Origin of the sequence: Shimia sp. R11_0, assembly GCF_017744035.1 — a bacterium.
Classification (GTDB): Bacteria; Pseudomonadota; Alphaproteobacteria; order Rhodobacterales; family Rhodobacteraceae; genus Shimia; species Shimia marina.
On sequence record NZ_JAGHQY010000001.1, the window covers coordinates 466,735 to 486,939 of the forward strand.

The 20,205-nt window shown below is 61.1% G+C and carries 20 protein-coding genes; 11 read left to right on the forward strand and 9 right to left on the reverse strand.

Annotated features, from left to right (window positions below):
- Positions 1-13 precede the first annotated feature (13 nt).
- From J7382_RS02110 to J7382_RS02125, 4 genes are all read right to left on the reverse strand, one after another.
- Positions 14-889 carry a DMT family transporter gene (locus J7382_RS02110; protein WP_209066779.1) on the reverse strand — a complete coding sequence of 292 codons (876 nt, stop codon included), beginning with the start codon at positions 887-889 and terminating at the stop codon, positions 14-16.
- Positions 890-978: 89 nt separating this feature from the next.
- Complete coding sequence (locus J7382_RS02115; protein WP_209066781.1) at positions 979-2,049, reverse strand: DUF2955 domain-containing protein; 1,071 nt, start codon at positions 2,047-2,049, stop codon at positions 979-981.
- Complete coding sequence (locus tag J7382_RS02120; protein WP_209066783.1) at positions 2,039-3,103, reverse strand: HlyD family secretion protein; 1,065 nt, start codon at positions 3,101-3,103, stop codon at positions 2,039-2,041. The genes J7382_RS02115 and J7382_RS02120 overlap by 11 nt, the downstream gene beginning before the upstream one ends.
- Positions 3,103-4,179 (reverse strand): AI-2E family transporter, encoded by a 1,077-nt coding sequence (locus tag J7382_RS02125; protein WP_209066784.1) that lies wholly within the window; start codon positions 4,177-4,179, stop codon positions 3,103-3,105. The genes J7382_RS02120 and J7382_RS02125 overlap by 1 nt, the downstream gene beginning before the upstream one ends.
- 115 nt (positions 4,180-4,294) lie before the next feature.
- Here J7382_RS02125 and J7382_RS20200 point away from each other — a divergent pair, with 115 nt between their 5' ends.
- The 4 genes from J7382_RS20200 to J7382_RS02145 all read left to right on the forward strand — a co-directional run bounded on the left by J7382_RS20200 (position 4,295) and on the right by J7382_RS02145 (position 7,168).
- A complete protein-coding gene (locus tag J7382_RS20200; protein ID WP_209066785.1) occupies positions 4,295-4,951 on the forward strand; it encodes a potassium channel family protein in 657 nt (218 codons plus the stop codon).
- On the forward strand, positions 4,948-5,316 hold the full coding sequence (locus J7382_RS02135) for a VOC family protein (protein ID WP_209066786.1): 369 nt from the start codon (positions 4,948-4,950) through the stop codon (positions 5,314-5,316). The genes J7382_RS20200 and J7382_RS02135 overlap by 4 nt, the downstream gene beginning before the upstream one ends.
- A gap of 74 nt (positions 5,317-5,390) precedes the next feature.
- Complete coding sequence (aroC, locus tag J7382_RS02140) at positions 5,391-6,497, forward strand: chorismate synthase (RefSeq protein ID WP_058238638.1); 1,107 nt, start codon at positions 5,391-5,393, stop codon at positions 6,495-6,497.
- Complete coding sequence (locus tag J7382_RS02145; protein ID WP_209066787.1) at positions 6,497-7,168, forward strand: HD domain-containing protein; 672 nt, start codon at positions 6,497-6,499, stop codon at positions 7,166-7,168. Before aroC ends, J7382_RS02145 begins: the two co-directional genes overlap by 1 nt.
- An 11-nt stretch (positions 7,169-7,179) precedes the next feature.
- On the opposite strand, the gene J7382_RS02150 is transcribed toward J7382_RS02145, so the two are convergent.
- Positions 7,180-8,103: a DMT family transporter gene (locus J7382_RS02150; RefSeq protein ID WP_058238636.1), complete on the reverse strand. Its 924-nt coding sequence runs from the start codon at positions 8,101-8,103 to the stop codon at positions 7,180-7,182.
- Between the two features lie 121 nt (positions 8,104-8,224).
- On the opposite strand from J7382_RS02150, the gene J7382_RS02155 reads away from it, so the two are divergent.
- Positions 8,225-9,736, forward strand: a complete 1,512-nt coding sequence (locus J7382_RS02155) for a malonyl-CoA synthase (protein ID WP_209066788.1) — start codon at positions 8,225-8,227, stop codon at positions 9,734-9,736.
- Between the two features lie 148 nt (positions 9,737-9,884).
- Here J7382_RS02155 and J7382_RS02160 read toward each other — a convergent pair whose 3' ends face one another.
- A complete protein-coding gene (locus J7382_RS02160; RefSeq protein WP_209066789.1) occupies positions 9,885-10,754 on the reverse strand; it encodes a branched-chain amino acid aminotransferase in 870 nt (289 codons plus the stop codon).
- Positions 10,755-10,932: 178 nt separating this feature from the next.
- Here J7382_RS02160 and J7382_RS02165 point away from each other — a divergent pair, with 178 nt between their 5' ends.
- The 6 genes from J7382_RS02165 to dxs all read left to right on the forward strand — a co-directional run bounded on the left by J7382_RS02165 (position 10,933) and on the right by dxs (position 16,168).
- On the forward strand, positions 10,933-11,430 hold the full coding sequence (locus J7382_RS02165; RefSeq protein WP_058238633.1) for a MarR family transcriptional regulator: 498 nt from the start codon (positions 10,933-10,935) through the stop codon (positions 11,428-11,430).
- Between the two features lie 26 nt (positions 11,431-11,456).
- Positions 11,457-12,158 (forward strand): response regulator, encoded by a 702-nt coding sequence (locus tag J7382_RS02170; protein ID WP_209066791.1) that lies wholly within the window; start codon positions 11,457-11,459, stop codon positions 12,156-12,158.
- Between the two features lie 64 nt (positions 12,159-12,222).
- On the forward strand, positions 12,223-13,158 hold the full coding sequence (locus J7382_RS02175) for a histone deacetylase family protein (protein ID WP_209066793.1): 936 nt from the start codon (positions 12,223-12,225) through the stop codon (positions 13,156-13,158).
- Positions 13,155-13,397, forward strand: coding sequence for an exodeoxyribonuclease VII small subunit (locus J7382_RS02180; RefSeq protein WP_058238630.1), 243 nt, complete (start codon positions 13,155-13,157; stop codon positions 13,395-13,397). Before J7382_RS02175 ends, J7382_RS02180 begins: the two co-directional genes overlap by 4 nt.
- 11 nt (positions 13,398-13,408) lie before the next feature.
- On the forward strand, positions 13,409-14,278 hold the full coding sequence (locus J7382_RS02185; protein ID WP_209066795.1) for a polyprenyl synthetase family protein: 870 nt from the start codon (positions 13,409-13,411) through the stop codon (positions 14,276-14,278).
- A 36-nt stretch (positions 14,279-14,314) separates the two neighbouring features.
- Positions 14,315-16,168, forward strand: a complete 1,854-nt coding sequence (dxs, locus tag J7382_RS02190) for a 1-deoxy-D-xylulose-5-phosphate synthase (RefSeq protein WP_247744780.1) — start codon at positions 14,315-14,317, stop codon at positions 16,166-16,168.
- Between the two features lie 49 nt (positions 16,169-16,217).
- Here dxs and J7382_RS02195 read toward each other — a convergent pair whose 3' ends face one another.
- The 3 genes from J7382_RS02195 to J7382_RS02205 all read right to left on the reverse strand — a co-directional run bounded on the left by J7382_RS02195 (position 16,218) and on the right by J7382_RS02205 (position 19,990).
- Positions 16,218-17,072: an SDR family oxidoreductase gene (locus J7382_RS02195; RefSeq protein ID WP_209066797.1), complete on the reverse strand. Its 855-nt coding sequence runs from the start codon at positions 17,070-17,072 to the stop codon at positions 16,218-16,220.
- Between the two features lie 114 nt (positions 17,073-17,186).
- Positions 17,187-17,972: a carnitinyl-CoA dehydratase gene (locus J7382_RS02200; RefSeq protein ID WP_209066799.1), complete on the reverse strand. Its 786-nt coding sequence runs from the start codon at positions 17,970-17,972 to the stop codon at positions 17,187-17,189.
- Positions 17,969-19,990 carry an acetate--CoA ligase family protein gene (locus tag J7382_RS02205; protein WP_209066801.1) on the reverse strand — a complete coding sequence of 674 codons (2,022 nt, stop codon included), beginning with the start codon at positions 19,988-19,990 and terminating at the stop codon, positions 17,969-17,971. Before J7382_RS02205 ends, J7382_RS02200 begins: the two co-directional genes overlap by 4 nt.
- Between the last annotated feature and the right edge of the window lie 215 nt (positions 19,991-20,205).

The window sequence follows — 20,205 nt, forward strand, 5'->3', positions numbered from 1 at the left end:
TGGTGACGGATGATCACGTGGTCGTGTGGGATTGTTTCGACAGTTGCACCGCAAGAATCCCGGCACAGATCACGGCCACGCCGATGATGTCGGTGAGCGTGAGGCTTTCCCCAAGAATGAGCGCGGCAATCGCCACCCCAAAAAACGGATTGAGGAAGTGGAAGGTGGCGGCTTTGACCGCGCCGATGCGGGCCACCAGTGCAAACCATATCCACGTTGCCAGCAGCCCCGGCGCGACAATGGTATAGGCAAAGGCCGTGAGCATGCGCGGGTTCCAGTGCACCTCCCAAGTCTCAAAGATCAGAGAGGCCACACACAGCACGGCGGCGCCAACAAACATCTGCAGCCCGACGATCATCAGAACATTCCCGCCAGAAGAGGCATTGCGCACGGTCAGCGTGGCAATGGCCAGCGCCAAGGCGCCGATCACACAGAGAATGACGCCAAAGAGATCCACGCCTTGACCAAGGCGCCCCGCCATGATCAGCACCACGCCGCCGAAGCCGACAATCAGCCCGATGGCTGCAAGAGGGGAGAGCTTTTCGCCCATCACAGCCCAGCCCAGCAGCGCGACGATCAACGGCATGGTGGAGGCAATGATGGAGGCCAGAGAGGCTTCGACCGTGGTCATGGCGGTGAAATTAAGCCCCAGATAGAGCGCATTTTGGCAGAGACCAAAGATCAACGTGGCCCGCCATTGCGCTTTGGTAAGATGCCAGCTTTGCCCGAGCGCGCGGGCAATGGCCACGCCGATCACTCCGGCGATGGCAAAGCGCAATGCGGAGATCGCCAGTGGTGGGGCGTCTGCGACGATGATGCGTGCAGAGGTGAAAGCTGATGACCAGATCAGGGCAAAGAGCAGCCCCATGCCAAGCGCGCGTATGTCCATCAGGCTGTCCCGTCGTGTGCAGTTTTTTGATATCGGCGGATGTAACCGCAGAAATTTGATGTCTGCAAGTGGGGCCTGAAGGTGGCCTGTCAGCTTGGCGCGGTGCGTCGGCGCAAACGGGCGCGTGGGCGGCGTTTGGTCTTTGCTTTGGGATCCGGGGTCAGCGGGAAGAAGGCATCGACAACAACATAGGCGATCAGCACGAACATCAAGGCATTGCCAATCTGCAGCAGCCGGTCGACCAGCGCCACATCTGCATCATCGCCAAAGGGGGCGATAGAGCCGCCAAAGAGGATCACGGTGGTGGTGAGGCCAGACCCGGCGAGCGAGGCGTCGGCGCGACCGGAGACAAACCAACGGGCAAATACGAATGCGGCGGTGGCAAAGGCAAGCAAAGCCACCAGCATCAGAGGTGCAATGACGGTCAGCTCATAACAGATCATGGCGGCGATGCCGCCCAGCACATTGGCTTTGAGCATGCCGCGCGCCACGGTAGGGCCTGCGGCGGTGGCTGCGGAGAGCTGTTGGGAGAGGATGGCCACAAACAGCAAAGTCACAAGCGCGCCGCTGCCCACCAGATAAAAATAGAAGGCAAAAGGAATGGTCACCAGTGACATGCGCCAGACCAGACGGCTCGGATCATGATGTGGGGCCGGAGGTTTTTGCGCTGCGGCGACACCAGAGGACGTTGGCGGAAACAGGTGAAACATCGCCACGGTCCAGAGCCACGCCAGCACCAGATTGAGCGGCACCCAGATCACCAGGATCAGGGCCAGCTTCTGTGAGGTCAGCACAAGTGTCGGCAGCATCAGCGCAGCCATCAGCGCCAGCACCACGGCGAGCATGCCAGTGCCTTTGGTGGACCAGTAAAAGGCGCTGGCCACGGCCAGAGCCAGCCCCAGCAGAAAGGCAACCGGGTAGGGTGACAGCGCAGAGGAGATCACCCAACTCGCGGTCAGGAAGACAACGGCCATCATGAACAGGCCTTTGATGGCCTTGGGGGGCATGGGGCCGGGGGCCTGAAGGAAGAGGGTCACAAACACCGTGCAGATCGTGGCCAGGGGCCAGCCGAGCAAAATGGCGAGGGCAAAATGCCCCCCCACGCCAACCGCCAGCCGCAGACCGCGATTGTCCGGTGCGGAGGTGGCCTCAGTAGGCATAGGAGAACAGGGCGACCAGCTTGATGTAGAAGCGGCCCACGGTGTTCAGAAAGAAGCTGTCTCCGGTGTAGACGATCACATCTGCCTGTCCGTTCATATTAAAGCGGATGTCATCGGTTTCATCGCCGGATGTGTGCTCTGGCAGGATGATACGCAGGGCAAAACGCTGCGGGTCACGCAGCCAGCCTGCGGTGCGGGGAATGGGGGTGGGGTCGCCGGGCTTGGCGTTGGTGCCGTCAGAGCTTGCGATGCTCAGGCTGGCCACTTCGCCGCGCCAGACTTTGCCCGGGTGCATATCCAGCACCACATCGACCGGATCGCCGATCTTGACCTTCCCAAGGTTGTTCTCGGTCATATAGGCCTCGATCCAGACATTGGAGGCATCGACAAATGTCATCAGGCTTTGACCTGCTTTGGCGTAGTTGCCGGTGGCGACATCCAGATCGGAGAGCACCCCACGGGAGGGGGCCTCCAGCGCGGTCCAGCTGAGTTTGAGCTCGGCATCGGAGAGCTTGGCTAGGGCGGCCTGAATGCGCGGGTTGTCATTGCCGGTGCTGCCGAGGGCTTTCTCTTCGCTTTCCAGATCTGCCTGCGCCTGTTCCAGCTCGGATTCGGCATCGGCCAGACGGCGGCGGGATTCGTCCGCCTTGGCGACGGCAATCAGGCCTTTTTCCTCCAGCTCAAAGACCCGTGCGGCTTGCAGACGCTCTGTTTCCAGATCGGTCTGGGCCCGGGTCACGCGGGTCTGGGCGCTGCTGACATCGGCGCTGTCGGCCCCCACATCCTGTGTGGCGCGGGCCAGATCGGCTTCGGCGCTTTGTTTGGCGATTTCAAACTGGCGCGGGTCGATGCGGGCAATCACGGTGCCTGCTTCGACGATTTCACCATTGCCTGCGTTGATTTCCACAATCGTGCCGGACACCTGCGGGGTGATGGGCGTGATGATGGCTTTGACGCGGGCGTTGGAGGTGAAGGGGGTGGTGCGGTCGGCGGCGAGATACCAAGCGATAATCACCAGCAGCAGGCCCACGGTTGTCCAGAAGGTGCGTTTCATCAGGCGTCGCCTTCCTGCGTTTTGGCTTTGGCGGGATCGGTTTCCATCCAGGCGAGCACAAGCTCATAGAACACCGAGAGGATCACCGGGCCGATGAAAATGCCGATCAGGCCAGAAGAGAGCACACCGCCCAGCACGCCGACGAGGATCACGAGGATGGGCGTATCGAGACCTTTGGCGATAAAGATCGGGCGCAGGAAGTTGTCCATCAGGGTGAGCGGGATCATCAGCGCCGTGAAACCGAGTGCGGCGCCAAAGCCCATGGCGCCCCAGGCCCAGATCAGCAGAGGGATCACCACCAGCAGCGGGCCGATTTGAAGAATGCCAAGGATCAGGATCACCACGGCCAGAGGGCCCGCGGCGTCAATGCCAAAGAGCATCATGACAATGCCCATGCCGCCGGCCTGTAGCGCGGCCACGCCCAGCACCCCACGGGAGACGTTGCGCACGGTGGCGGTGGCCATTTTGACAAATTCGCCGCCCTTTGGGGCAAAGACGCGGTTGCCGAAGGTCTGTGTCATGGCGCCGAGTTTGGGGCCGGGGGGCAGCATCATGCCCATGACAACGACAGAGAGCGCCATGGCCAGCAGTTGAAAGCCGATGCCTGCCACTGCGCCGCCGATGGTGCTGGCAAATTCCAAGATCACCGAGCCGTAGCGTTCCAGCGCGACCGCCATATTGGAGTTGAACAGATGCCAGGCCTCGGTCGCCTTGGGGCCGACCACAGGAATATCCTTGAGCCCTTCTGGGGGGGCGGGGATTTCCAGCGTGCCGTTCTGCACTTTGCCCGACAGCGTGGCGATGTGTTCTGCCAGCCCGCTGATGGAGGCCCAGAGCGGGCCGATGGTGAGGCCAAGACCGAGCAGGGTGATCAGTGTCGCAGCAAGTCCGCGGCGCTCGCCGAGTTTGGATTGCAGCCAGTCAAACAGAGGATAAATTGCCACCGCAAGGATGATGGCCCAGATCACAATGCCGGACAAAGGCAGGATGATGGTGAAGGCCGCAAAAGCAAACAGCCCCAGAAACAGCAACCGTACCCCAAGGTCAATTAAGCGTCTTTCGTCCATGCCATCCATTGTAACCAACTTTCCTTGTTTGCAAAAATCCGCATAGGCTTGCAGCAAGGTGGCTGGCGTCTGCGGGTATTGTCGCTCTATTAGTACACTTATCGGGGAATGCGAGGATAAAATAGTGAGCGTAACCAGAGAGCTTCCGGAGAATGCCGGTTTTTTTGTGACACATCGCTGGTCGATTTTGCTTGGGCTTTTGGCCCTGCTGATTCTGCTGGACGGGTTTGATGACCACTTTGTCTGGGCTGATACGATTGCGCTTTGGGGGCTGAGTTTGCTGTTTCTCGGGGTCGTGGGCGCAACAGAACGGCGGACCACGCTGCGCTTGATTATGGCGGTGCCCGTGGTGGCCTGGTTTGCGATGATTTTGGTGAGCGAGCTTTGGGGCGCAAAAATGGACGGCAGCCTTGCGGTGGTTGCTGCGATCCTGCTGTTTGGCTCCATGCTGATCAGTTTCCGGCAATTGATCGGGCCGGTGCATTCCGAATATGAGCGGCTGTCGAGCGGGATTTTTGGCTATTTGCTGATCGCGATGATCTGGGGGCTGATCTACTGGCGGATTGAGGTGGCGCATCCTGGCTCGTTCAATCTGCCGGGTGATGTGGGACAACAGCGCGCGCCCTTTGTCTATTTTTCCATGATCACAATGACCACAGTGGGCTATGGCGAGATCACACCGGCGGCGAGCCTGCCACGTATGCTTACTGGATTGCAGGCGATTGTGGGCACCATGTTTGTGGCGATCTTCATTGGTCGTATTGTCGGACGGTTAAAGTGAGCGGCATCCTGAACCAGATCACCTGGGTCTATACCGAGACGCTGGCGCCCTGTGTGGCCTTTTACCGGGATGTGCTGGGCCTTCCGGTGGTGCGGGACGCGGGCACGGCGATGATTTTTGAAACCGCGCCGGGCGCGCGCATTGGGCTCTGTGAGGTGTTTGGCGCGCGCGTTGTGCAGCCCGCAGGCAGTATGATCACGCTGGTTGTGGCGGATGCAGAGGCTGTGGATGCTGCCTATCTGCGTCTTAAAGAGGCCGGGGCAGGGGGGCTGTCGGGACCTGAAGAGATTGCGCGTTTTGGCATCTATAGCTTCTTTTGCGCCGATCCGAACGGCTATCAGATCGAGGTGCAGTGTTTTCTTTAGGATAAGGACGCGAGAGGCGACTTCCCCATAGCGCGCATTCTGCTAAAAGGTGCCTCAAACGAGGAGCCGCGCCTATGTCGATGAACAGTTTTGGACACCTTTTCCGCGTCACCACCTGGGGCGAGAGCCACGGCCCTGCGTTGGGCGCGACGGTGGATGGCTGCCCTCCCGGTGTTGAGGTTACGGAGGCGATGTTGCAGCATTGGCTGGACAAACGCCGCCCCGGTCAGAACAAAAACACCACGCAGCGCAATGAGCCGGATGCGGTGAAAATCCTGTCTGGCGTGTTTGAGGGCAAGACCACCGGCACCTCGATCCAGCTGATGATCGAAAACACCGATCAGCGCAGCCGCGACTATGGCGAGATCAGCCAGACCTTCCGGCCCGGGCATGCCGATATCACCTATCATCTGAAATACGGCAACCGTGACTATCGCGGGGGCGGGCGCAGCTCTGCGCGCGAAACGGCGGCGCGTGTGGCCGCAGGCGGCATTGCACGCGAGGCCATCAAGGCGCTGGTGCCCGGCCTTGAGATCAAAGGCTATATGACCAAGATGGGCGATCTGGAGATTGATCGCGATGCGTTTGACTGGGATGCTATTGAGGACAATGACTTCTGGATCCCACAGGGGGCGGATGTGGCGCAGCAGTGGGAAGATTATCTTCAGGCGTTGCGCAAAGAGCATGACAGCGTGGGCGGCGTGATCGAGGTTGTGGCACGCAATGTGCCTGCCGGGATTGGCGCGCCGATTTATGGCAAGCTCGACACAGATCTGGCGGCGGCGATGATGTCGATCAACGCGGTCAAGGGCGTGGAGATTGGCGAAGGTATGGCGGCGGCGGGGCTGAAAGGCTCTGAGAATGCCGATGAAATCTTTATGGGCAACGATGGCCAGCCGGTGTTTTCCTCCAACCATGCGGGCGGCATTCTGGGCGGCATTTCCACCGGGCAGGATGTGGTGGTGCGCTTTGCCGTGAAACCAACCAGTTCGATCCTGACGCCGCGCCAGTCGATCCGCAAAGACGGCACCCCCACCGAAGTGATCACCAAGGGGCGGCATGACCCCTGTGTGGGCATTCGTGCGGTGCCTGTTGGTGAGGCCATGATGGCCTGTGTGATTTTGGATCATCTGCTGCTGCATCGCGGTCAGGTGGGGGAAAATCAGGGCAAGATCGGCTGATGCTGGACGGTCTGGAATTGGAGCCGCTGCGCCTCGCGCTGCGCAAGGAGGCAGCGGAACACATGGCGCAGGACAGCGCTCATGATCTCGCACATCTGGACCGTGTCTGGCAGACCGCACAGAAGCTCGCGGAACTTGAAGCTGGGGCGGATCTGAAGGTTTTGCTGGGGGCGGCCTATCTGCATGATCTGGTGAACCTACCCAAGGATTCGCCGCGTCGCGCCAAAGCCAGCACCATGGCCGCTGCGGCGGCGGCCCCCATCCTGCGCACTCATGGTTTTGACAATCATCAGGTGGCCGCAGCACAGCATGCCATTGCTGCACATAGTTTTTCGGCTGGGTTGCAGCCCAAATCGCCTGAAGCGCGGATTTTGCGGGATGCGGACCGGCTGGACGCGCTGGGCGCGATTGGCATTGCGCGCACCTTTGCAGTGGGCGGGGCCTTGGGCCGTGCGCTCTATGATGAGGATGATCCTTTTGCCGAAAACCGTGCGCTGGATGACACGGCTTTTGCGCTGGATCACTGGCCGCTTAAACTGTTTCGTCTGCCAGAAGACATGCTGACAGAGGCGGGCTGTGCCATGGCCCATGCGCGGGCGGCGGACATGCGGCTTTTTGCACAGCGACTGGCGTTTGAGCTGGGCCGTGAGCTGCCGGAAAGCTGGGTCTAGACTCAGCGCGCTTAGCCCTGTGGTGTGACGCCGGGGCGGGCCTTGCCGCGTTTCAGGCCGAGCTGGCGTTCGCGCCAGATGATCAGAATGCCAGCGGAAATCACGATGGAGGCCCCGATCAGCATCTGCGCGGTGGGGATCTCTGAAAACCAGACATAGCCGATGAGGATGGCAAAGAGGATCGCCACATAGTCAAAGGGTGCCACCACCGATGCGGGGGCAAAGCGGTAGCAGGAGGTCAGCATGATCTGTGCCACCCCGCCAATCAGTCCGGCGGTGATCAGCAGCCCGGCCTGCTCCCAGCTTGGCACAACCCAGCCAAATGGCACTGTCAGCAGGGACAGGCCAGAGGCGGTTAGTGAGAAGTAGAACACGATGGCGGAGGTCTGATCGGTCTGCACCAGTTTGCGGATGTGGATCTGTGCCAGGGCGCGAAACATGGCGGACCCGAGTACCAGCATCACCCCTACTGTGGCCAGTGCGGAGGCCTGATCCTGATCAAAGAGCGTCAGGCGCGGCCAGAGCACCACAGAGACCCCCACAAGACCAAGGGCGACGGCAGAGAGGCGAAAGGCGCGTACTTCTTCGCCCAGAAACATGGCGGCAAAGATCACGGTCATCAGGGGGGCGGCAAAGCCGATGGCGGTCACCTCCGGCAGTGGCAAGAGGCCAAGGGCCGCGAAATTCATCGCCATAGAGGTGGTGCCAATCACCCCACGCCAGACATGGCCCATGGCGTTGTTCACCCGCAGACCCTGAGGAAACTCACCGCGCTGCACCAGCCATGCAAAGATCACAAAAAGCGCAAAAAACGATCGGAAGAACACGGCCTGACCTGCGGGGATCTCATCGCTGGTGGCTTTGATCAGCGCCGCCATAAGCGAAAACAGGGCGATGGCGGTGACTTTGAAGGCAATGCCTTTGAGCGGCTGCATGGGGGACCTAGCGTTTGAGATGGGGCAACTGTGGCGCAGGGACGTGGTATTGGCAAGCGGGGCAGGCTTGATCTTTGGGGGAGGAGCAGGGACAGTGCGGCGCGCAGATCGGAGGGCTTTGATGTATCAGGACAACCATTTGATGGCCGGGCTGAGTGGTGCCGCGGCGGGGCGCGAGGGAGAGGTTTTTGCCGAGGTTCCCGGCGGAACAGATGTCACCTTTGGCGCGCTTTTTGCCGGGGCAGAACGTGTGGCGGCGGCGCTGGTGGCGCAGGGTGTCATGCCGGGAGATCGCGTTGCGGTAAAGGTAGAGAAGACCGTTGCGGCGATTCAGCTGTATCTCGGCACGGTGATGGCGGGGGGCGTGTTTTTGCCGCTCAACACGGCCTACACCACGGCGGAGGTGGCCTATTTTCTCTCCGATGCCACGCCCCGGGTGCTGGTCTGTGATCCGGCCAAAGCCGCTGCGCTCTCTGAGGTGGCCAAAGGCGCGGCGGTGCTGACGCTGGATGATGCAGGCGCGGGCACGCTTGTGGATCTGGCCGCAACGCAGCAGGGCTTTGTGCCGGTGGCGCGTGGGCCACAGGATCTGGCGGCGATCCTCTATACCTCTGGCACCACCGGGCGCTCCAAAGGGGCGATGCTCAGCCATGACAACCTGCTCTCCAACTCCCAAATGCTGCGCGACTATTGGCAGTTCACGCGTGAGGATGTGCTCATTCATGCGCTGCCAATCTTTCACACCCATGGGCTTTTTGTGGCCACCAATGTGGCGCTTCTGGCTGGGGCCTCGGTGATCTTTCTGGCGCGGTTTGATGGGGAGGTCATTCTGGAGGCCATGCCCAGGGCGACCAGCCTGATGGGGGTGCCAACATTTTACACAAGGCTCTTGCAGGATGCGCGGCTGACCCGCGACCGCGCGGCCAATATGCGGCTCTTCATTTCTGGCTCCGCCCCTCTGCTGGTGGACACCCATGAGCAATGGGAAGCCCGCACAGGGCACCGGATTCTGGAGCGCTATGGCATGACCGAAACCAATATGAGCACGTCCAACCCCTATGACGGGGAGCGGCGTGCGGGCACGGTGGGCTTCCCTCTGCCCGGTGTGGAGGCGCGCATCCGCGCCGATGGTATCGAGGTGCCAGAGGGGGAGATCGGGGTGCTGGAAGTGCGCGGGCGCAATGTCTTTCAGGGCTATTGGCAGATGCCCGAAAAGACCGCCGAAGAACTGTTGCCCGATGGCTGGTTTATCACCGGGGATCTCGCACAACGCGATGGCGATGGCTATGTCACCATTGTCGGACGCGCCAAGGATCTGGTCATCACAGGCGGGTTCAATGTCTATCCCAAAGAGCTTGAGGCTTTGATAGATGATCTTGATGGCGTGCTGGAAAGCGCGGTCATTGGCGTGCCGCATGCCGACTTTGGCGAAGCGGTGGTGGCTGTGGTGGTGCGCAGCGATCCCACCCTGACAGAGGCAGAGATCAGCGCGCCTCTGGCGCAGAGCCTGGCGAAGTTCAAACAGCCCAAGCAGATTATTTTCCTGCCCGAGCTGCCGCGCAACACGATGGGCAAAGTGCAGAAAAAGGCGCTGCGGGAGACATACGCGTGCCTGTTTGCAAAGGCGACATAGCGCGGTGACAGAACGGATGGCCCTTCATTTGACCAAAAATATCCCGGGGTGGCCACATCTCTGATGTGGCAGGGGCAGCGCCCCTAAAAATAACGGGGGCGCATCCTATTGGAGGGCCCCCGTTCTGGTCCAGTCTTCGCGAGAAGGCTTATGCGCGCACCAGCGCCTCATAAGACTCTGCGATGTCGCGGGTGATGTCGCCCACTTCAAAGGTGTAGTCCCCAATCTGGCCCACCGGGGTCACTTCGGCGGCGGTGCCGGTCAGCCAGCATTGCTCAAAGTCAGCGAGTTCTTCGGGCATGATGTGGCGTTCAATCACGGTGATGCCTTTTTCTTTCAGCATGCCAATCACGGTCTGACGGGTGATGCCATTGAGGAAGCAATCCGGTGTGGGCGTGTGCACCTCGCCATCTTTGACAAAGAAGATGTTGGCGCCTGTCGCCTCTGCCACATAGCCGCGATAATCCATGAACAGCGCATCCGAACAGCCCTTGGCTTCGGCTTTGTGCTTGGAGATGGTGCAGATCATATAAAGACCTGCGGCCTTTGCATGAACCGGGATGGTTTCCGGGCTGGGGCGTTTCCACTCCGCGATGTCGAGCTTGGCCCCCTGCATTTTGGCGTCGCCATAGTAAGCGCCCCAAGGCCAGACGGCGATGGCGACACGGACCGGGTTTGCCGCAGAGGCGACACCCATGTCATCGCCGGAGCCGCGCCAGACCACAACGCGCACATAGGCATCCTGCAGGCCGGAGCGCTTCAGGGTTTCCTGTTTGGCTGCTTCCAGCTCTTCCAGCGTGATGGGCATGGGCATGTCCAGCGCCTCGGCGCTTTTGAACAGGCGCTCATTGTGTTCCACGCTTTTGAAAATCTTGCCGTTGTAGGCACGTTCGCCTTCAAACACGGAGCTTGCATAATGCAGCGCGTGGGTCAGGACGTGCACCTTGGCCTCGCGCCAGTCAACAAATTCGCCATCCATCCAGATGACGCCGTCACGATCGTCATATGCACCAGCCATAGCATGTCCTTTCGCCGTTCAAAGTGCGGTAAATTTTTCATTTATTGCGCGGCAAGCGGCCGATCTGGTCACAAAGTTGCGCAAATCCTGCGATTCGCTACCAGTTAGCTCTTGGAGTGTCAACAAAGCTGACGTATTGTGACGGGGAAAGCGATCAATTGTGATCTTTGGAGGCGGTATGGGCGAAGGCATCAGGGGCGAAAGCCTGTTGTATCTGACAGATGAGCAGCTGCGACAGGGAATCGAGGCGATGTATTTTGCCTATCGGGGCTTCACCGCAGATCCCGACCGCATTTTGGAGAGCATGGCCTATGGCCGCGCGCATCACCGGGCGATCCATTTCATCAACCGTGCGCCGGGCACCACGGTGACCAATCTTCTGGCGATTCTGGGGGTGACCAAGCAATCGCTTAACCGGGTGTTGCGGACTTTGATTGAAGATGGGCTGGTGGAAAGTCGTGTGGGCACCACTGACCGGCGTGAGCGCAATCTCTATCTGACTGAGGCGGGTACCGCCTTGGAGCATCGCCTGTCGGATGCGCAGCGGGTGCGGATGCGCACCGCCTTTCGGGATGCGGGGCCTGAAGCGGTGTCTGGCTTCCGGCGCGTGCTGGAAGCGATGATGGATGGTGAGTTGCATCGGCAGTATCTGTCCTTGCGGGACGCTGGTCAGTAAGCTGCGGGCAGGAGAGGATCTGAGTAATGAATGATATCGCCCCCCATCTGTTGATTGTGGATGACGATGAGCGCATTCGTGATCTGTTGCGCAAGTTTCTGATGCGCAATGGGTTTCTTGTCTCTGCTGCGCGTGATGCGGCCCATGCACGCCGGGTGCTGTCCGGTTTGGATTTTGATCTGATCGTGTTGGATGTGATGATGCCGGGCGAAGATGGCGTGTCGTTGACGCAGGGCATTCGCGAGACTTCGCAGACGCCGATCCTGTTGCTGACCGCCAAAGGCGAGACCGAGGATCGTATTGCCGGGCTTGAGGCAGGGGCGGATGATTATCTGGCCAAACCGTTTGAGCCCAAAGAGCTGTTGTTGCGCATCAATGCGATCTTGCGGCGGATGCCGGAGGTGGATGAAGCGGCCACGGTGCCCAAGGTGCTGCATCTGGGAGACATTCGCTATGACATCGACCGCGGCGAGATGTGGCAGGGGGAAACCCCGCTGCGTCTGACGGCCACGGAGAGTCAGCTGATGAAGATTTTCTCCAAAACGCCGGGTGAGCCGGTCAGCCGGGGCACGCTGGTGGAAGAGCTGGGCCGCGACAAAGGGCAGGCGCAGGAACGCGCGGTGGATGTGCAGATCACGCGATTGCGGCGCAAGATTGAAGAAGATCCCAAACAGCCGCGTTATCTGCAGACCGTGCGCGGCGCGGGCTATATGCTGGCGCCGGACTGATCCCGCTGGCAAGGATTTCGCCTTCGGCGAGAGTATTTTTGGTCAGAAGAAGCAGGGGAATGCCATGCCGACAGCCTTGTTCAGTCATGAGAGTTCTCTGACACATGTGACGCCTCCCGGCCATCCGGAGCAGGTGGCGCGGATTGCGCATATCCAAGAGGCGCTGAGCCAGCCGGACTTTCAAATACTGGAGCGGCGCAGCGCGCCAGAATGTTCGGATGCGGACATCCTGCTGTGTCATCCGCAGAGCCATCTTGAAGCGATCACCCGGGCCGAGCCAACCAGCGGCTCTGTGGCACTGGATGCGGACACCCATATGTCGCCGGGCTCTGTGAAAGCCGCACGCCATGCGGTGGGCGGCTGTCTGGCAGCGGTGGATGCGGTCATGGCCGGAGAGGTGGGCAATGCTTTTGTGGCCTGTCGCCCGCCGGGACATCACGCAGAACAAAGCACACCCATGGGGTTTTGTCTGTTTGGCACAGCGGCCATCGCGGCGCGCCATGCCATGGAGCGCCATGGTCTGAGCCGTGTGGCGGTGGTGGATTTTGATGTGCACCATGGCAATGGCACGCAGGCCCTGCTGTGGGATGAGCCGCGCAGCCTGTTCATCGGCAGCCATCAGAACCCGCTTTGGCCGGGCACGGGCCTAGCGGAGGAGACCGGTGGGCACAACAATGTCATGAACCTGCCTCTGCCCCCGCACAGTGATGGGCGCTTGATGCGCGCCACCTATGAGGCGGAGGTTTTTCCGGCGCTGAAACGGTTTGCGCCCGAGCTGGTGATCCTGTCGGCGGGGTTTGATGCCCATCGCGACGACCCTTTGGCGCAGCTGGAATGGACAGAGGCGGATTTTGTCTGGCTGACCGAACAGCTCTGTGATCTGGCGGCGACGTATTGTGGCGGGCGCGTGGTCTCGACTTTGGAAGGCGGATATGATCTGAACGCCTTGGCGGCCTCGGTGGCGGCACATGTCAGGGTTTTGATGGAGAGAGCCGGATGAGCGACACAGCTGTGGAAGAAATGAGCTTTGAGGCGGCGATGCGCGAGCTGGAGCAGGTCGTGGGCCAGCTGGAGCGCGGTGATGTAGAGCTGGAGAAATCCATCGCCCTTTATGAGCGTGGCGCGGCGTTGAAAGCGCGCTGTGAGGCCAAGCTTAAGGAAGCCGAAGAGAAAGTGGCCGCCATCACGCTGGATGGGCGTGGCGCTCCGACCGGTTTGACACCGGTTGAGGGCATGTAAGCCCTGCTCTGATGTTTGAAGCACGATTGAAAGAGGCGGCTCAGCAGGTTGAGGCGCATCTCATTGAGGTGATGGCCCCTTTGGGCGATCTGCCGGTGGTGGAAGCCATGCGCTATGCCAGTGCGGGCGGCAAACGGCTGCGGGCGTTTCTGGTGATGGAAACGGCACGTTTGCATGGGGTGAAACCAGAGCATGCGATCTGGGCAGCGACCGCGATTGAGGCGATCCACGCCTATTCGCTGGTGCATGATGATCTGCCCTGTATGGACGATGATGATCTGCGCCGTGGTCTGCCCACGACCCACATCAAATGGGATGAGTGCACAGCGGTGTTGGCTGGCGATGCTTTGCAGACGCTGGGATTTGAATGTGTGAGCCGCCCGGACTGTCACCCCAATGCAGAGGTGCGCGCGGCGCTGACCGTCTCACTTGCACGGGCGGCTGGGGCGCAGGGCATGGTACTGGGACAGGCATTGGATATTGCCGCAGAAACAGCATCTACGCCCCTGACACTGGAAGAGATTACGGCGCTTCAGGCAGGTAAGACCGGTGCGTTGATTGTCTGGTCTGCCACCGCAGGTGCGGTGATGGCGCAGGCGGATACCGCGCCCTTGCAACGCTATGCCACCGATCTGGGGCTGGCGTTTCAGATTGCCGATGACATTCTGGACGTGGAAGGCGATGCCGCCACAGTGGGCAAGGCTGTGGGCAAAGATGCCGATGCGGGCAAGGCGACTTTTGTGTCGCTGCTGGGCCTTGAGGGGGCTAAGGCGCAGGCGGCCCGTCTGGTGGCGCAGGCCTGTGAGGCGCTGTCAGCCTATGGAGATGAGGCGGATGCGTTGCGGGACGCGGCCCGGTTTGTTGTGGCACGGGACAGTTGATCAGGGCATCAGCCCCTGTCAGGGAGACACAGAGTTTTGAAACCTCAGACGCCCTTGCTTGATCAGGTGACACTGCCAGAAGATCTGAAACGGTTTTCGGATCCGGAGCTTGCGCAGATTGCAGATGAGCTGAGAGCGGAGACCATTTCTGTGGTCAGTGAGACCGGGGGGCATCTGGGTGCCGGGCTGGGCGTGGTAGAGCTCACCGTGGCGCTGCATGCGGTGTTTGAGGCCCCGCGTGACAAGATCATCTGGGATGTGGGGCATCAGAGTTATCCCCATAAAATTCTGACCGGGCGGCGGGCGCGCATGCGCTCTTTGCGGCAACAGGACGGGCTGTCAGGGTTTACCAAACGGTCTGAAAGCCTGTTTGATCCTTTTGGGGCGGCGCATTCTTCGACCTCGATTTCGGCGGCGCTGGGCTTTGCTGTGGCGCGTGATCTGGGCGGGGCCTGTGAGGGCGGGCTGGGGGATGTTGTGGCGGTGATCGGTGATGGCGCGATCACGGCGGGCATGGCCTATGAGGCGATGAACAATGCCGGTCACCTGAAGAAGCGGCTGTTTGTGGTGCTCAATGACAATGACATGTCGATCGCCCCGCCAGTGGGCGCGATGCGCGACTATCTGGCCGGTCTGTATGAAGGCGACACTTTGCAGGGCGCGGCGGCACAGGCCCCGTCGCTGGATGCCGGGCGTGCGGCGGGTGGCACCGTGTTTGAGAATCTCGGCTTTACCTATGTGGGGCCGATTGATGGGCACAATCTGGCGCAGATGCTGCCGTTGCTGCGGGAGCTGAAAGAGCGGGCCACCGGGCCGGTTCTGCTGCATGTTGTGACGCAGAAGGGCAAGGGCTACAAGCCAGCTGAAGCCGCGCCGGACAAGGCACATGCGACCGCGAAATTTGATGTCAGCACTGGCAAGCAGCACAAGGCGCAGGCCAATGCGCCGAGTTATACTTCGGTTTTTGCGCAGGCGCTTTTGCAGGAGGCCGAAGCGGACAGCCGGATTTGTGCGGTCACCGCCGCCATGCCAGATGGCACAGGGCTCAACCTGTTTGCGGAGCGGTTCCCGAGCCGTTGTTTTGATGTGGCCATTGCCGAGCAGCATGGGGTCACCTTTTCAGCGGCGCTGGCGGCCGGGGGGATGAAGCCCTTCTGTGCGATCTACTCGACGTTTTTGCAGCGCGGCTATGATCAGGTGGTGCATGATGTGGCCATTCAGCGCCTGCCGGTGCGTTTTGCCATTGATCGCGCCGGGCTGGTGGGCGCGGATGGGGCCACCCATGCGGGCAGCTTTGACATTGCCTTTATGGCGAATCTGCCCGGTATGGTGGTGATGGCCGCAGCCGATGAGGCGGAGTTGAAACATATGGTGGCCACTGCGGCGGCCTATGATGAGGGGCCGATTGCCTTCCGCTATCCGCGCGGCGAGGCGGTGGGTGTGGAGCTGCCTGAGCGGGGCAGCGTGCTTGAGATTGGCAAAGGGCGTGTGGTGCAGGCAGGCGCGCGCGTTGCGCTTTTGTCATTGGGCGCACGGCTTGAGGAGGTGCGCCGGGCGGCGGAGCGTCTTGCGGCGCGGGGAATCCGGCCAACCATCGCGGATGCGCGGTTTGCCAAACCTCTGGACCGGGAGATGATTTTGGATCTTGCCGCCCGGCATGAGGTGTTGATCACCCTTGAGGAAGGCGCGGTGGGCGGCTTTGGCAGCCATGTGGCGCAGCTCTTGGCAGAGGAGGGGGTCTTTGATCAGGGGTTGGCCTACCGCTCTATGGTTCTGCCGGATGTCTTTATTGATCAGGCGAGCCCTAAGGCGATGTATGATGTGGCCGCGATGAATGCGGAACAGATTGAAGCCAAGGTGCTGGACGTGCTGGGCGGCGATCCCCGCTAGGAAGAGATCGCCCTGCCTATTTGGGAGGCCTGCTGGAGGCATAACGCGGTTAAGTCGCTTCTGCCTCCAGCATCGCTTTCAGCGCATCGCGGTAGTTGGGATATTTCAACACCACGCCCAGCTCTTCCTTGATGCGGTTATTGCGCACCCGTTTGCTGTCTGAATAGAAACTGCGCGCCATGGGGGTCATGTCGGCTTCTTCAAAGGGCACTTCCGGCGGTGGTTCCATACCCAGAAGCTCTGCGGCGTAGCTCAGGATGTCCTGTGGTGGGGCCGGGCTGTCATCGCAGACATTGTAGACACGTCCCGGATTGGGCGCGTGCATGGAGGCCGCAAGCACCTGTGCGATGTCTTCGACATGGGCGCGGGAGAAGACCTGATTTTTCTTGATGACCCGGCGGGCGGTGCCACGACGGAGCTTGGCAAAAGGGCCGCGCCCCGGCCCATAGATGCCTGCAATACGGAAGATGTGCAGCGGCAGGCCGGTGACGTCATGCCACTCGGCTTCGGCTTTGACGCGCATCTTGCCGCGAATGCCACCGGGATCTGGAGACGTGGTTTCATCGACCCAACCGCCATCCATATCGCCATAGACACCGGTGGTGGAGAGATAGCCAACCCATGTGAGATTGGGGGCGGCGGCTTGCAGGGCCTGCTTGCCAGCACGCAACACCGGATCCCCGTCTTTATCCGGGCGAATGGAGCTCAGCACATGGGTGACGTTTGGCAACGCCTCCTCAAAATCGATTGGCCAATGCAGGGGGGTGACGCCCTGTGCGCGCAGCACCTCCGCCTGAGCGGGGTCGCGATGGGTGCCAAGGATGGTCCAGCCCTCAGGCAGCAGTCGGGCCGCAAGTGCCTGGGCCGAATAGCCGTGACCTAGGGAAAGCAGTGTCTTTGTCATGGCGGCACCCTGCCCCTCTCCATGAGCGGGGGCAAGGGGGATCGTGGATTTGTGATCGCGCGCGTTTCGCAAGCCCATGCAGATGCTGATATTCTCAGCGTCGAGGGGGCGGCCTTATTTGCCTTGCCACACAGGATCGCGTTTTTCGGCAAAAGCGCGGGCGCCTTCGAGCTGATCCTCGCTGTCATAAAGCACATCGACGCTGCGGAGCTGACGTTGTGTGATGCGGTTCATGGCGTCTTGGAATTTGGCATCTTCGGCGTCACGCACGATTTCCTTGATCGCGGCATAGACCAGCGGCGGGCCTGAGGCGAGCAGGCGGGCCTGTTCCCATGCGCGCGTCATCAAGGAGGCGGCGGGCACGATTTCATTGATCAAGCCCCAGCGATGGGCCTCTTCTGCATCAAACCAGCGGCCGGTGAGCAGAAGCTCCATGGCAATGTGATAGGGAATGCGCTTGGGCAGCTTGACGGAGGCGGCGTCGGCCACGGTGCCCGAGCGGATTTCTGGCAGCGCAAAAGAGGCGTGGTCGGCAGCGATCAGAATGTCGGCAGAGAGCGCCAGTTCGAGACCGCCGCCGCAGGCGATGCCATTGATGGCGGCAATCACCGGTTTGTTCATGTCGCGCAACTCTTGCAGACCGCCAAAGCCGCCGACGCCGTAGTCGCCATCCACCGCATCGCCATCTGCTGCTGCCTTCAGATCCCAGCCCGGACAGAAAAACTTGTCCCCGCCCCCGGTGACGATGGCCACACGCAGGCCCGGATCGTCGCGAAAATCGCGAAAGACCTCGCCCATGATACGGCTGGTGGCGAGATCAATCGCATTGGCTTTGGGGCGGTCGAGCGTGACTTCGAGAATGGCGCCGTCGCGGCGGGTTTTGACAGGGTTGTCGGTCATGAGAGTTCCTTTCGGATCAGCGCATCTGCGGCCACCGCGCGGGTGGGGGTGCAGATCAGCGGGTTGATTTCAACCTCTTCCAAGGTGGTGCGGTTGGCAAGTACATAGGCCTGAAGCGCCTCTGCTGCGTCCAGAATGGCCTCGATGCTGGCAGGTGGCGCGCCGCGATACCCGGTCAGCTGCTTGGCGATCTTCAGGCTCAGAAGCGCCTCGTGGAGATCTTTGCGACGGGCTGGAACAAGACAGGAGGTGCTGTCTTCCAGAAGTTCGGTGAGCACGCCGCCGGCTGCAAGGGTCATGACAAAACCATGCGCCGCATCCCGCGTGATCCCAATCAGCACTTCTGCCACAGCATCGGTGACCATCTCCTCGATGAGAAACTGCTTTGTTGGCATGGGCTGTGCGGCGCTCTCAAGCGTTGCGGCGGTGAGATTCAGCCGCACGGCGCCAGCTTCGGTTTTATGGGCGATGCCAAGCCCTTTGAGCACCAAGGGAGGCCGCAATCCCTCGGCCGCCTTTTGAAGCGCCTGCGCGCCGCGGGCGCTTTGGCTATGGGGTACGTCGACCCCATGGGCCTGAAGCTCCGCTTTGGCGCGGGCTTCGTCCAACACGACTGGGGCCATCGGATCGCCGGGGACAAGGAGGGGGGCGGGATCTGGAGGGGCGATCTGCGCGGCGGCGGCTGTGGCGACCAAGGCCTCGCGCAGCCCATAAAACGGCACAACCCCGCCGGCGATCAGCTCTTTGGCGACATCTTCTGGCATCAGTTCTGGCAAGCTGGCGGCCACGGCGAAGGGGCGTTCTGTGTTGGCATGCGCGGTGATGGCCGCTTGTGTGGCGCACTCCCAATCGCTGCGATTTTCATGGGGGTAATCCACCACCGTGAACGTCATGGCGATGTCTGCTGTGGCCATGGCCGTCCACGCTGCCGCCATGGCGGTGGCATCGCGCCAAATATAGGTGTGATAGTCCAGCGGATTGGCCAAGGCGACCATGGGGCCGAGCACCTGACGCAGCTCTGCATGCTGTGTGGTGCTGAGCGGCGGAAAGCTGAGCCCGGTGCCAAGCGCGGTATCGGCCATCAGACTGGCCTCGCCGCCAGAGCAACTGATGGAGGCAATCTTGTTGCTCTTGAGCGGGCCCTGCATGTGCAGAAGTTTGAGGGTTTCCAGCAGAACAGGCAGCTCATGCACACGGGCAAAGCCCAGCCGACGGATCAGGGCTTCGGCGCCTGCGTCACTGCCTGCGAGAGACGCCGTGTGGGAGACGGTAGCCGCCTGTGCCTCTGCGCTTGCGCCGACTTTGAGCACCACCACCGGGATGGATTTTTCTGCGGCGCGTCTGGCAAAAGCCTCCCATGCGCGTAGGTTGGTGAAGCCCTCGATATGCAGGCCTATGGCGGTGACACGGGGGTCCTCCAGAAAGGCCTGCGCGATCTCCGCCTGATTGAGCTGTGCCATGTTTCCGCAGGTCGCCACATAGGCAATGGGCAGGCCCCGCCGCTGATTGGTGAGATTGATGGCGATATTGGAGCTTTGCGTGAGGATGGCCACACCGCTGTCAACTGAAGAGCAGCCATGCTGATCGGGCCAAAGCGCGGCCCCATCCAGCGCATTGATCAGCCCATAGCAATTGGGCCCAAGGATCGGCATTTCCCCAGCGGCCGTGATCAGCGCATCCTGAAGGTTGGCTCCCGTGGCGTCCTCGGACGCGGCCTCGGAAAAGCCAGAGGCAAAGCAGACGGCCCCGCCTGCACCCTGCTGTGCAAGCGCACCAACAGCCTGCACGGTTGCATGGCGGTTGATGCCAATGAAGCTGGCGTCGGGGGGGGCAGGCAGATCTGCGAGTGTGGGGTAGGTCTGATGACCCAGAACGGTGTCGGCCTTGGGGTGCACGGGCCAGAGGTCACCGGTGAAACCAATTTTTTCACTCTGTCGGATCACCTCGGCACACCAGGCCCCGCCGCCAATTACGGCGATGGATTTGGGGCGGATCAGACGGGAGAGGTCACGCGTCATGTCTGGCGCTCCGCAACAGATTTGATGCCTCCGGCGGGAGTATTTTGGGCCAGAAGAAGTAACCTTTTGTTAACTAAGGTTGCGAAGGCTGTGGGGGCGGTACAGGCGGGAGCGCCGATGGCCGCGTCAGGAGAAGCCCCTCGTTGTGCTGTGCCATGGCGAGGGGTGGACCGCGTTTGGCTTCTTCTGACCAGAAATACTCCGGGGGTGCGGGG

Excerpts from the sequence above, each read along its gene's own strand:
- J7382_RS02115 (WP_209066781.1), bottom strand. The coding sequence starts at position 2,049 with ATGCCTACTGAGGCCACCTCCGCACCGGACAATCGCGGTCTGCGGCTG.
- J7382_RS02150 (WP_058238636.1), bottom strand. The coding sequence starts at position 8,103 with ATGCAGCCGCTCAAAGGCATTGCCTTCAAAGTCACCGCCATCGCCCTG.
- J7382_RS02165 (WP_058238633.1), top strand. The coding sequence starts at position 10,933 with ATGGGCGAAGGCATCAGGGGCGAAAGCCTGTTGTATCTGACAGATGAG.
- J7382_RS02145 (WP_209066787.1), top strand. The coding sequence starts at position 6,497 with ATGCTGGACGGTCTGGAATTGGAGCCGCTGCGCCTCGCGCTGCGCAAG.
- J7382_RS02170 (WP_209066791.1), top strand. The coding sequence starts at position 11,457 with ATGAATGATATCGCCCCCCATCTGTTGATTGTGGATGACGATGAGCGC.
- J7382_RS02185 (WP_209066795.1), top strand. The coding sequence starts at position 13,409 with ATGTTTGAAGCACGATTGAAAGAGGCGGCTCAGCAGGTTGAGGCGCAT.
- J7382_RS02200 (WP_209066799.1), bottom strand. The coding sequence starts at position 17,972 with ATGACCGACAACCCTGTCAAAACCCGCCGCGACGGCGCCATTCTCGAA.
- aroC (WP_058238638.1), top strand. The coding sequence starts at position 5,391 with ATGTCGATGAACAGTTTTGGACACCTTTTCCGCGTCACCACCTGGGGC.
- J7382_RS02180 (WP_058238630.1), top strand. The coding sequence starts at position 13,155 with ATGAGCGACACAGCTGTGGAAGAAATGAGCTTTGAGGCGGCGATGCGC.
- J7382_RS02155 (WP_209066788.1), top strand. The coding sequence starts at position 8,225 with ATGTATCAGGACAACCATTTGATGGCCGGGCTGAGTGGTGCCGCGGCG.
- J7382_RS02110 (WP_209066779.1), bottom strand. The coding sequence starts at position 889 with ATGGACATACGCGCGCTTGGCATGGGGCTGCTCTTTGCCCTGATCTGG.
- J7382_RS02160 (WP_209066789.1), bottom strand. The coding sequence starts at position 10,754 with ATGGCTGGTGCATATGACGATCGTGACGGCGTCATCTGGATGGATGGC.
- J7382_RS02175 (WP_209066793.1), top strand. The coding sequence starts at position 12,223 with ATGCCGACAGCCTTGTTCAGTCATGAGAGTTCTCTGACACATGTGACG.
- J7382_RS02120 (WP_209066783.1), bottom strand. The coding sequence starts at position 3,103 with ATGAAACGCACCTTCTGGACAACCGTGGGCCTGCTGCTGGTGATTATC.
- J7382_RS02205 (WP_209066801.1), bottom strand. The coding sequence starts at position 19,990 with ATGACGCGTGACCTCTCCCGTCTGATCCGCCCCAAATCCATCGCCGTA.
- J7382_RS02125 (WP_209066784.1), bottom strand. The coding sequence starts at position 4,179 with ATGGATGGCATGGACGAAAGACGCTTAATTGACCTTGGGGTACGGTTG.
- J7382_RS02195 (WP_209066797.1), bottom strand. The coding sequence starts at position 17,072 with ATGACAAAGACACTGCTTTCCCTAGGTCACGGCTATTCGGCCCAGGCA.